Annotated in this window: 12 protein-coding genes and 1 riboswitch; of the genes, 9 read left to right on the top strand and 3 right to left on the bottom strand. The window is 71.9% G+C overall.

The window, feature by feature from the left end:
- The 3 genes from ACFXPK_RS26975 to ACFXPK_RS26965 form a co-directional block, all read right to left on the bottom strand.
- Nucleotides 1-243, bottom strand: a 243-nt coding sequence (locus ACFXPK_RS26975; protein ID WP_385079454.1) for a DUF397 domain-containing protein, incomplete at its 3' end; no start/stop codon positions are given.
- 4 nt (nt 244-247) lie between these two features.
- Entirely contained in the window at nt 248-457 is a 210-nt protein-coding gene (locus ACFXPK_RS26970) for a DUF397 domain-containing protein (RefSeq protein WP_385079451.1), read from the bottom strand.
- A complete protein-coding gene (locus ACFXPK_RS26965; RefSeq protein WP_385079476.1) occupies nt 454-1,320 on the bottom strand; it encodes a helix-turn-helix domain-containing protein in 867 nt (288 codons plus the stop codon). Before ACFXPK_RS26965 ends, ACFXPK_RS26970 begins: the two co-directional genes overlap by 4 nt.
- A 174-nt stretch (nt 1,321-1,494) precedes the next feature.
- Here ACFXPK_RS26965 and ACFXPK_RS26960 point away from each other — a divergent pair, with 174 nt between their 5' ends.
- The 9 genes from ACFXPK_RS26960 to ACFXPK_RS26920 all read left to right on the top strand — a co-directional run bounded on the left by ACFXPK_RS26960 (nt 1,495) and on the right by ACFXPK_RS26920 (nt 10,415).
- Nucleotides 1,495-1,953 (top strand): ATP-binding protein, encoded by a 459-nt coding sequence (locus ACFXPK_RS26960; RefSeq protein WP_385079449.1) that lies wholly within the window; start codon nt 1,495-1,497, stop codon nt 1,951-1,953.
- A 451-nt stretch (nt 1,954-2,404) separates the two neighbouring features.
- On the top strand, nt 2,405-3,427 hold the full coding sequence (locus ACFXPK_RS26955) for a helix-turn-helix domain-containing protein (RefSeq protein WP_385079446.1): 1,023 nt from the start codon (nt 2,405-2,407) through the stop codon (nt 3,425-3,427).
- Nucleotides 3,402-3,779 (top strand): type II toxin-antitoxin system RelE/ParE family toxin, encoded by a 378-nt coding sequence (locus ACFXPK_RS26950; protein WP_385079443.1) that lies wholly within the window; start codon nt 3,402-3,404, stop codon nt 3,777-3,779. Before ACFXPK_RS26955 ends, ACFXPK_RS26950 begins: the two co-directional genes overlap by 26 nt.
- Nucleotides 3,776-4,168, top strand: coding sequence for a helix-turn-helix domain-containing protein (locus ACFXPK_RS26945; RefSeq protein WP_385079440.1), 393 nt, complete (start codon nt 3,776-3,778; stop codon nt 4,166-4,168). The genes ACFXPK_RS26950 and ACFXPK_RS26945 overlap by 4 nt, the downstream gene beginning before the upstream one ends.
- A gap of 149 nt (nt 4,169-4,317) precedes the next feature.
- Nucleotides 4,318-4,974, top strand: a complete 657-nt coding sequence (locus ACFXPK_RS26940) for a SurA N-terminal domain-containing protein (RefSeq protein WP_384998606.1) — start codon at nt 4,318-4,320, stop codon at nt 4,972-4,974.
- Between the two features lie 81 nt (nt 4,975-5,055).
- Complete coding sequence (locus ACFXPK_RS26935) at nt 5,056-6,102, top strand: nucleoside triphosphate pyrophosphohydrolase (protein ID WP_385079436.1); 1,047 nt, start codon at nt 5,056-5,058, stop codon at nt 6,100-6,102.
- A gap of 105 nt (nt 6,103-6,207) precedes the next feature.
- Nucleotides 6,208-7,476, top strand: a complete 1,269-nt coding sequence (locus tag ACFXPK_RS26930) for a cytochrome P450 (protein ID WP_385079433.1) — start codon at nt 6,208-6,210, stop codon at nt 7,474-7,476.
- Nucleotides 7,477-7,617: 141 nt separating this feature from the next.
- Entirely contained in the window at nt 7,618-8,469 is an 852-nt protein-coding gene (locus ACFXPK_RS26925) for a transglycosylase family protein (RefSeq protein WP_385079430.1), read from the top strand.
- A gap of 1,021 nt (nt 8,470-9,490) precedes the next feature.
- A riboswitch (cyclic di-AMP (ydaO/yuaA leader) is annotated at nt 9,491-9,663 on the top strand.
- A gap of 8 nt (nt 9,664-9,671) precedes the next feature.
- Nucleotides 9,672-10,415 carry a transglycosylase family protein gene (locus tag ACFXPK_RS26920; RefSeq protein WP_385079473.1) on the top strand — a complete coding sequence of 248 codons (744 nt, stop codon included), beginning with the start codon at nt 9,672-9,674 and terminating at the stop codon, nt 10,413-10,415.
- Nucleotides 10,416-10,497: the final 82 nt, after the last annotated feature.

Genomic DNA, 10,497 nt, shown 5'->3' with positions numbered 1-10,497 from the left:
GGGGGCGGCCCTCGCACGGCGCCCGTCCCCCGCCGGCGGCGGCGGCCCCCCCCCCCCCCGCTCCGAGGCGTACGGGACGAAGTCGGCCCAGGCGGTGGTGGTGAAGCCGAGCGAGGGGTGCCGTATGTCCTTTGAGTCGCGGACGAAGACCGCGCCCGCAGCGGTGGCGACCTCGACGCAGGCAGCGCCCTCGTTGCTGCTGTGGCTGCTCTTGATCCAGTAGGTGGTTACGGGAGGAGCCATACGGTCAGCGCTCCGAGGCGTACGGGACGAAGTCGGTCCAGGCGGTGGCGGTGAAGCCGAGGTGGGGGCGGTGGGTGTTCTTGGAGTCGCGGACCAGGACCACCGCGTGGGGCGCCGATGCGACCTCCACGCAGTCGTTGTCGTCGCTGCCGCTGTAGCTGCTCTTGAACCACTGCGGTCCGGCCGTGGTCCCTGTCGACGACTCGCGGGTCATGTCTCCCCCAGCACTTTCTCGATGAAGGCCAGCGACTCCCGTGGGCTGAGAGCCTGGGATCGGATGATCCCGTACCGCAACTCCAGGGTCTGGACCTCCTTCGGGGCGGAGAACAGGCGGGTGGTCAGTTGCCCTGACACGTATCCCACCGTCCCGCCGTCCCGGAGCTTCAGCACCTGGAGCTGCCCACCCATTCCGGCGTGATCCTCGCGGTCCGTCGGCATCACCTGGATCTCGACATGGCGCAACCGGCCGATTTCCAGCAGATGTTCGAGCTGGCGCCGCAACACCATTCTGCCCCCGACGGGACGCGTCAGCGTGACCTCTTCCTGGACAAAGGAGAGCGCGGTGACCGGTTCGCGGGTGAAGATCGCCTGCCGGGAGATCCGGGCGGCCACGTACCGTTCGAGATCCCGTGGCGAGAGGGTGGGGCGCCGCATGTCGTACAGCGCTCGCGCGTACTCCTCCGTCTGCAACAGACCGTGCAGGTTGTGATTGCCGTAGGCGCCCAGCTCCACGGACCGCTTCTCCAGATTGGCCAGGTCCCTGATCTTCTTCGGGTACCGGGCCTCCTTCACGTCCTCCTTCATCGCCGCGATCTTGCCGCCCGCCCCCAGGACCTCGTCCGCCCTGTCCAGGAACTCCGGCCTGGGGATGCGCTTTCCGGCTTCCACCTTGTAGACCTGGTTCTCGCCGTAGCCGATCGCCTCGCCCAACTCGGCCTGGCTCAGCCCCGCGCCCGTACGCCAGAGTTTGATCTGCCGGCCCACCGCCGCCACCACGGAGCCCGAGTCGTCGTCCTCAAGTCCCGGCTCCCAGTCGGGCTCGTCGGCTCCGTCCGTCGCAGGATCCGTACCGTCCATGTCCGTACTCACCGCACACACCTCCGAGATGTCCGTATGCCGCAACATCGGCGTCAGCGCATGGATGGCCGGTCAGGGACAGCCCGGACAGGGCCGGACCGGACAAGAGACAGTCACCCTCCGTAAGTGCGCTGCTACTGGTCGGCGTAAGCGCATCCGGCCACGCTGTGTGACGTGAACCTCAAAAACGCCCCGTCGCCACCGGCGCCGCAACCCGCCCTTCCCGTCCGCGAGTTCCGTGTCCTGCTGTCCTCCACCCGCAGAGGCGCGCGGCTCGCGCGGCTGCTCGCCGTCGAGCAGCTCCGCACGTGGGACGTGCCCGTCGAGCGCGCGGCGCAGATCATCGCCGAGCTGGCGGCGAACGCCGCGTCGCACGGGCGGGTCGCCGGGCGGGACTTCCGGGTCGCGCTGATCCTGCGGGCGTCCGGCACGCTCCGTATCGAGGTGACCGACGCACGGTCCGACGCCTTGCCCGCCGCCGTGCGGAGCGTGGTCACGGAGGACGAGTCGAGGCGTGGCCTGATCCTGGTCGACGCGCTCGCCGACGCGTGGGGCGTCGCGCCGGGGCCGTCGCCCTGCAAGACCGTGTGGGCCGAACTCCGTCCGGCCGACGGCTCGGGGGAGGCCCGGTGATGGAACCCGCGACGGGGCCCGTCCTGTGGGGAGCCGTGTCGGCTCCGCTCGCCCTGGCCGGTCTGGCGGTGGGGGTGCTGTACGCCGAGATCCCGCGCCGGCGTGGACCGGGCAACCGGAGCCCGGAAACCCTGGCGGCGGTGGGCCGTGCGCCGGGGGAGCGGGAGGAAAAAGACCAAAGAAACCCGGGAAATAACCAACCAAACCCCACCCCACCCGGTTCAGGTCACCCGCAAGGGTGATCTCGCCCTGGACGGCTGGCCTTTGGCGGGTTCGGCGAGGCAGGCTCGGCCCTGACACCACATCAGACATGCGACGGCCCCCGGTCGGGACGGCAATCCCGGTCCGAGGGCCTGACCACAAAGGAAGTAGTCGCTTCCCCATGGTTGAAGAGAAGTCTAGTGCGGCTGTGCCCGCACATCGCGCGGTTCGCGGATCGTCATCCGGAGTGATGAAGGTGCACGAATCCCACGCCTCCCGCTTCACCGTCGTGGGCAACCACCTCGCCCAGCACCGCGCGTTGTCGCTGACCGCGATCGGCCTGGCCACGCACATCCAGTCGCTGCCCGAGGGCTCCCCGGTGGACATCAGGACGCTGGCGTCGAAGTTCGACGAGGGGCGGGACCGGATCGCCGCCGCCCTGAGGGAGCTGGAGGCGCACGGGTACATCGAGCGGCGCCGCGAGCGGGCGCGCGGGGGCCGGATCGTCAGCCGGACCATCTCGTACAACCACCCCGAGGTGACCCGCGCCCGGGGTGCGTGTGCGGTCCGGCGGCATGTGATGCCCACGCGGTCCACGCCCGCCCCCGTGCCGACGCCACCCGTGCCGACATCACCCGTGCCGACATCACCCGTACCGACATCACCCGTGTCACCGCCACCCGTGCGGTCGCTGTCCTTGCCGGTGTCACCCGTACCGCCGCCCCCGCCTGCCGCGCCGCCGTTACCGGAGGTGACCACGGCCCGCCGCCCGCCGTCGCCCCTCCCGCGGCCGGCCGCCTCCGAACCCGAGTGCGAGCGCGTCGCCGCCGACCTGCTGGCGGAGCTGCGCCGGGACGCACCGGCCCTGCTGCTCGCAGAGCGGGACGTGCTGTGCCTCGCCCCGGGCGTCGCCGCCTGGCTGGAGCGAGGTGCCACTCCCGATGCCGTGCGCCGCACCCTCGCCGCAGGACTCCCGCCCGACCTGCGGCACCCGGCCGCCTTCCTGGCCCACCGGCTCACCGCGCTGCTGCCGCCGCTACTCCCCGCCGCACCCGCCCCCACCGCCGCGCGGCGCCCGGACCCGCTCCAGAACTGCGACACCTGCGACCGCGCCTACCGCGCGCCGGAACCGGGCGACTGCCCCGGATGCGTCGCGGCGTCACCGGCGCGCAAGGTGGTGGCTCAGGAGGTGCTCGCGCTTCCAAGGCGCCGCTCCCGGGCTTATATGGATTTCTGTATAGTCGGAGGTGCGAGTGGGTCCGTGGCTGATTGAGATCGAACCGGAGGTCCGGGAGTGGCTGGAGCTCCTGACGGACGCGCACTACGACAAAGTGGAACGCGCTGCTGACATGCTCGCGGCCCGGCCGACCACCTTGGGGGAGCCGTACGCCCGTCACCTCGGGGGAAAGCTGCGGGAGCTGCGGTTCATCATGGACGGCAACGCTGTCCGCCTGACGTACTGGCTCGCCCCCGACCGGCGCATCGTGCTGCTGACGGTGTTCCGCAAGACCCGGCAGCGCGAGGCCGCCGAGGTCGAGCGGGCCCAGCAGATGCAGAAGATGTGCGAGTCGGATCATGGCCCGGCCGTGCACGGTTATGCCCGGACGAAGGAGGAGAACGCGTGAATCACTCCCAGTGGAAGACACGCCGGACCAGGAAGCTGCTCGGGGAACCGGTCGAGGAGTCCCGTGCCTATGTCGAAGCCGGGTACGCGTTCGAGCTGGGTCAGGCTGTGTACGACCGGCGCGCCGCACTCGGGCTTTCGCAGGCCGAACTGGCGCGGAGGGCCGGGATGACCCAGCCGCAGATCTCCAGCATCGAGGGCGGCGGCTCGGTGCCGACCCTGACGCTGCTCACCCGGCTCGCCAAGGCTCTGGACGCGTCCATGACCATCGATCTTGATGGGGACACATCCGCTTTTCTCTTCACGCCGCACGAGCACTCCCCCTCGGAGGACGCACCGGCGGTCGGACCGGCGGACGCACCGGCGGACGGACGCCATTCGGCGGCCTGACGCCTGGTCGCGGCGGCCTCGCGTCGGTACGTGCCCCGATCCGCTCGTGAATCGTTGGTCGAAGCAGTGGCCCACGCCACGTCCACTGCCTACCATCGATCACTGCAAGGTCTTGTGCATCGCCGCACAATCTCCCCGGGAGGCCCCCTTTGCACCGCCGCCGTCGCACCGCGCTCTCCTTCTCCGTCGCCCTGCTCGCCGCGGCCCCGCTGCTCACCGCCTGCGGTGGTGACTCCCACCCCGGAGCGGCGGCGGTCGTCGACGGGCAGCGGATCGAGGTGTCCACGCTCCAGTCCGCGGTACGGGACGTACGGGACGCGCAGCGGGCCACCCCCGAGTCCGCCCAGCTCATCAAGGACACCGCGCAGCTCAGCCAGGCCAAGCTGAACGGCATGATCTTCGACCGGGTGCTCCAGCGCGCCGCCGACGACGCCGGGGTCGGCGTCAGCCGCAAGGAGATCCAGGACACCCGGGCCAGGGCCGCCGCCCAGTCGGGCGGGGAGCAGCGGTTCGCCGCGATGCTGCTCCAGCAGGGCGCGCTCTCCTCCGGGCAGATCGACGCGGCGATCCGCCGCGAGGTGCTGCTGACCAAGGTCGCGGGGGCGTTCGGCGCGAACACCTCGACCCCGGAGGGACAGCAGACGGTCCTCGCCGAACTGACGAAGACGTCGAAGGCGATGGGCATCGACGTCAACCCGCGGTACGGGAGCTGGAACGACCAGGAGGTGCGGCTCGGCGAGACCAAGTCGCCGTGGATCACCCAGGTCACCCGCCAGGCCCCGGAGCAGCAGCCCTCGGACGCCTGACGTCGCGGCCCCGGTCCTGTCGGCCCCGGTCCTGTCGGGCCCGTGCGCCGGGCGGGGGCCGGCCGGAGGTAGGTTCGAGACGTGACAGACGAAGCTCCCGCAGCCCCCGGCCGAATCGTCCTGCTGACCGCCAGCCACCGGGTCGCCCCCGGCCTGCTGTCCTGGCCGGCCTGGCAGACGCTGCACGCCGCCGACCGCGTGGTGTGCGCCGACGCCGGTCATCCGCAGTTGCCGTATCTGCGCGAGGCCGGCGTCACCGTCGAGCACACCGCGCCGGGCGCCCGGGACCTGGTCGAGGCGTGCGCCGGCGGCCGTACCGTCGTGGTGATCCCCGCCGCCGACGGGGACGGGACGGACACGAAGCTGACGGACGGCCTCGCCCGGCTGGCCGGCTCGGGCCGGGTACGGATGCCGGACCTGGAGCTGCTGCCCGGCTCCTACGACCTGCCGGGCGCCCGCCTCCTCGACCTGGTCCAGGTCATGGACCGGATCAGGAACGAATGCCCCTGGTCCTCGGGGCAGACGCACAAGGGGCTCGCCAAGTACGCCATCGAGGAGGCGTACGAACTGGTCGAGGCGATCGAGGACGGCGACACCGACGAGCTGCGCGAGGAGCTGGGGGACGTCCTCCTCCAGGTCGTCTTCCACGCCAGGATCGCCCAGGACGGCCCGGAAGGCGGGACGGCGGAGTCCGGGGAAGAGGACGAGGCCGGCGGGGCGAGCGGGGCGTTCTCCATCGACGACGTCGCCGGCACGATCGTCGAGAAGCTGATCCACCGCCACCCCCATGTCTTCGGTGACGAGAGCGCCGACACCCCCGAGGAGGTCAAGGCGCACTGGCTGCGGATGAAAGCGGTCGAGAAGCAGCGCGATTCGGTCACCGACGGCGTACCGCTCGGTCAGCCGGGGCTCGCCCTCGCCGCGAAGCTCGCGGGCCGCGCCCGGACCGCCGGTCTGGACGTCGCCCTCCCGGAGGGCGAGTCCCTCGGGTACGAGCTGCTGGCCCTGGCGGCGCGGGCGGAGAGCGCGGGCGTCGACCCGGAGACTTCGCTGCGCGCGGCGGCGCGGGAGTACCGGGACAGGATCCTGGCCGCCGAGCGTGCGCCCGGGGGCGTTACGGGCGCGTAGACGCGTCAACGTGTCATAGGGGGGAGCGTGCGCCCCTCGGCCGGGGCGGGGCGGGGCGTGCGCCCCTCGGCCGGGGCCGTGCGCGGCAGCGGTTACGGTCGGGGCGTGTCCGACGCGCCCGAGAATCCCGCTGCCAGCCCCGCTCCCACCCTCTTCACCTGGGAGTTCGCCTCCGACCCCTACCCCGCGTACGACTGGCTGCGCGAGCACGCCCCCGTGCACCGCACCGTGCTGCCCAGCGGGGTCGAGGCATGGCTGGTGACCCGGTACGGGGACGCCCGGCAGGCCCTCGCCGACGCGCGGCTCTCCAAGAATCCGGCGCACCACGCCGAGCCGGCGCACGCCCGGGGGAAGACGGGTATCCCGGGGGAGCGCAAGGCGGAGCTGATGACGCACCTCCTCAATATCGACCCGCCCGACCACACCCGGCTGCGCCGGCTCGTGTCCAAGGCGTTCACGCCCCGCCGCGTCGCCGAGTTCGCCCCGCGCGTGCAGGAGCTGACCGACCGTCTGATCGACGGCTTCGCCGAGCGGGGCAGCGCGGACCTGATCCACGATTTCGCCTTCCCGCTGCCCATCTACGCGATCTGTGATCTGCTCGGGGTGCCGCCCGAGGACCAGGACGACTTCAGGGACTGGGCGGGCATGATGATTCGCCATGCGGGCGGACCGCGCGGCGGGGTCGCCCGGTCGGTCAAGAAGATGCGCGGTTATCTGGCCGAACTCATCCACCGTAAAAGAGAGAATCCGGGCGACGATCTGATCTCCGGTCTGATCCGGGCGAGCGATCACGGTGAGCATTTGACCGAGAATGAGGCCGCGGCCATGGCCTTTATCATTCTGTTCGCCGGTTTTGAGACCACGGTGAATCTCATTGGTAATGGCATGTACACGCTTATGCGAAATCCGGCCGAACGTGAACGCCTCCAGAGTTCCCTGGCCGCCGGTGAGACCGGGCTGCTGGCGACCGGGGTCGAGGAGCTGCTCCGGTACGACGGGCCCGTGGAGATGGCGACCTGGCGGTACGCCGTCGAGCCGCTGACCCTGGGCGGGCAGCGGATCGCGGCGGGCGACCCGGTCCTGGTCGTGCTGGCCGCCGCCGACCGCGACCCGGAGCGCTTCCCGGACCCCGGCGTGCTCGACCTCGGGCGGCGTGACAATCAGCACCTCGGGTACGGGCACGGCATCCACTACTGCCTGGGCGCGCCGCTCGCGCGCGTGGAGGGCCAGACCGCGATCGCCACGCTGCTGACCCGCCTTCCCGACGTGCGGCTTGCGGAAGATCCTTCCGATTTGCGCTGGCGCGGCGGGCTCATCATGAGGGGATTGCGCACGCTTCCGGTGCAGTTCGCTCCATTGTCCGTCCGTCAATAAACTGACGGCTCGTCAATACTGTGACTTTCGCGTGATCTCCGCTGCATCGACTTGTGACAAGCATTCGAGTACCGCTACGTTCACGTCGACCCGGTAGCACCATGCCGGAGTTGAATGGACAGTCACACGGAAGGCAACCGCATGTCCGGGAACGGCCGACACCGTCGACCTCGTCAGGCCCCTGCACTTCTCGTCGCCGCCGGGGTGGCCGGATCCGCGATCGCGATCCCGTTGCTCGGCGCGGGCGCCGCCAACGCCGCGGACGGCTCCACCTGGGACCACGTGGCCGAGTGCGAGAGCGGCGGCACCTGGAGCGCCGACTTCGGCAACGACTACTACGGCGGGCTCCAGATGTCCCAGGAGACCTGGGACGAGTTCGGGGGCGCGGACTACGCCGCGCGCCCCGACCTGGCCAGCCGCTCGCAGCAGATAGCCGTGGCGGAGAAGGTGTTCGCCGCCCAGGGCACGCAGGCGTGGTCCAGTTGCGCCGGCGTCTCCGGGCTGACGAAGGCGGTCGGCGGCGCCGTCTCCGGCCTTGTGGAGGGGGTGACGGGCGGGGGCGAGAGCGCCGACCCGTCCGGAACGCCCTCGTCCGACCCGTCCACGAGCACGTCGCCGTCGGCCGACGGTACGAGCGGCAAGGGCACGGGCAAGGGCACGGGGACGGAGCGGGACGGGGACGCGTCCCCGGACGCCACCAGCCCGAGCCCCGGAGCCACGGGTTCCGCGACCGGCGAGGGCGACGCCGACGGCAAGGGCGACGCGTCCAAGGGCAAGCACCGCGGCCAGGCGGCCGACGAGAGCGCCACGCCGGGCGGTAGCACCGAGGAGCGCGGCGCGGACAGCCGCGCGTCCCGCGGATCCGGCGGGGCGCGCGACGCGGGCAAGCTCACGGAGGGCGTGGAGCGCGAGGTGGAGCGCGTCGTCACCACCGTCGGCGGCCACCTCTCCCTGGTGACCGCCGGGCAGAAGGTCGTCGGCGGCTGGGTCTGAGCCACCGGCCACACCTGATCCGTACACACCGATCCCGGGGCGGGGGGGCCCGCTGTCCGTGGCGGCCGGGCCCCGGGTCGGCATGTGCGGGCCCGGCGCCGGGAGTCCGGGGGCCGGCGGGAGTCCAGGGCCGCGGGGGGGGGGCGGGGCCCCCGGAGGAGGGGGAGCGGCCGGCCCCACGCCACGCCTCGCCCCGCGTGCCCGGTGACCCGGCCCGCCCGGGAGGCGCCACCCTCGCCCCGTGGGCCCGTAACGCGGCCCGTGCCGCCGAGGGCGCGAACCCCGGCCGCCTGAACCCCTGCCCGTGCCGTCGAGCGCCCGAGCCCCGGCCGCCTGAGCCCCGACCGCCTGAGCCCCGTGGGCCCGTCGAGCGCGCGAACCCCTGCCCCGCCGACCGCGCGAAGCCCGGCCGCCCGAGCGCGCCAACCCGGCCCCGCCGGATGCCGTAACCCGGGCCCGCCGGGCGCTGTAACCCGCCGCCCGCCGGGCGTCGTAACCCGGCCCGCCGGGGGCCGTAAGCCGACCGCCGGGCGCCGTGAACCGACCCGGCCCGGCCCCGGAACCGTCGCTTCCGATGGCCGGCGTCTGTCCGCCGCGCGCCCGGAACCGCCGCTTCCGGCGTCGCCGCCGACCGCCCGCGCGAGCGGAGCCGACGACTCCGGGGCGGGCGCGGGCGAGTGCCGTTGAACGCTGCCCCGTTGACGCCCTTTCGGCTGCGTCCGTCCTGGCCAGCGCCTCCGATATCCGGGCGGAACGCGGTCAGTTAGCGACCGTATGTCCACTTCTGCGCAAGTGAGACAAGGGTCTCTTTGCCACAACTCGGGCTCTTCTCCCCGGCGGTTGGGCGAATCCCGGTCCCACCTGCGGAAACGTATTGTCCGTCGGAGGAGGTAAGGGCGTTTTTTCCGGGATGTGCTCCTTTGAACAACCGGCAGGGCTGTGATTACGGTCTGAACCGCTCGCACCGCGGGCCTCGTCGACCGTCACGCCGAATCCTGCCGTCGGTCGGGGGGAGTAATCGTCGCTTTCAGCGCCGAAGGCAGGAGCGGGGGACCCATAGGTTTGCGCCGGGCCCGGCCGTCGAGAGACGTCCGGAGGCCGGCTTGGGGTGAAGCCGCGTGTGCGAACACGCGACCGGGCAACTCATTGGCCCGAACCCGACAGCTCACCTCGTAGGCGTCGGTGAGGAGATGTGTTCCATGCTGCTGCGTTCCAGCAAGGCCAAGCACCGCCGCCCGTCCATGGCCGTCCGCTACGCGACGCTCGCCGGGATCACCGGTGCCGCCGTCGCGGCCCCCCTGCTCGGTGCCACCGCCGCCTCCGCCGCCACCGCCTCCGAGTGGGACCAGGTCGCCCAGTGCGAGTCCGGCGGCAACTGGTCGATCAACACCGGGAACGGGTTCTACGGGGGTCTCCAGTTCACCCCCTCCACCTGGGCCGCCTACGGTGGCAACGCCTACGCCTCGCGCGCCGACCAGGCATCCAAGTCGCAGCAGATAGCCGTCGCCGAGAAGGTCCTCGCGGGTCAGGGCAAGGGCGCCTGGCCGAACTGCGGCGTGAACCTCTCCGGCGCCTCGTACAGCGGCGGCTCGACCGGCGCGGGTTCCGACTCCGGTTCCTCTTCCTCCAGCTCCAGCAACTCGGGCACCTCCAGCAACTCGGGCAACTCCAGCAGCTCCGGTACGCAGAAGTCCGCCCCGAGCCAGCAGGCGCAGCCGAAGCAGTCGACCCGTGACGAGGCGCAGCCGGCCTCGCGCGGCCAGAGCCGTCCCGCCACGATCAAGAAGGGTGACGGCGAGTACAAGGTCAAGTCCGGCGACACCCTCTCCAAGATCGCCACCGCCCACAAGGTCAAGGGCGGCTGGAAGAAGGTCTTCGACCTGAACAAGGACATCGTCCCGGACGCGGACGTCATCTACCCGGGTCAGCAGCTCCACCTGCGCTGATCCCTCCTCCCCGGGGGCGCGGCGCGCCCCCCCCCGCGCCCGCGCGCGGGCGCTGCGGGTGGGGGGGGGGGGGGGGTCGCGG

The sequence above is a fragment of the Streptomyces sp. NPDC059142 genome, from assembly GCF_042755665.1.
Lineage (GTDB): Bacteria > Actinomycetota > Actinomycetes > Streptomycetales > Streptomycetaceae > Streptomyces.
The sequence above is the reverse complement of the archived record's forward strand: the minus strand, read 5'-3'. Positions and strand labels throughout refer to the sequence as shown.

Coding starts and splice junctions, on each gene's coding strand:
- ACFXPK_RS26970 (WP_385079451.1), bottom strand. CDS start 457: ATGACCCGCGAGTCGTCGACAGGGACCACGGCCGGACCGCAGTGGTTC.
- ACFXPK_RS26965 (WP_385079476.1), bottom strand. CDS start 1,320: ATGGACGGTACGGATCCTGCGACGGACGGAGCCGACGAGCCCGACTGG.
- ACFXPK_RS26955 (WP_385079446.1), top strand. CDS start 2,405: ATGAAGGTGCACGAATCCCACGCCTCCCGCTTCACCGTCGTGGGCAAC.
- ACFXPK_RS26925 (WP_385079430.1), top strand. CDS start 7,618: ATGTCCGGGAACGGCCGACACCGTCGACCTCGTCAGGCCCCTGCACTT.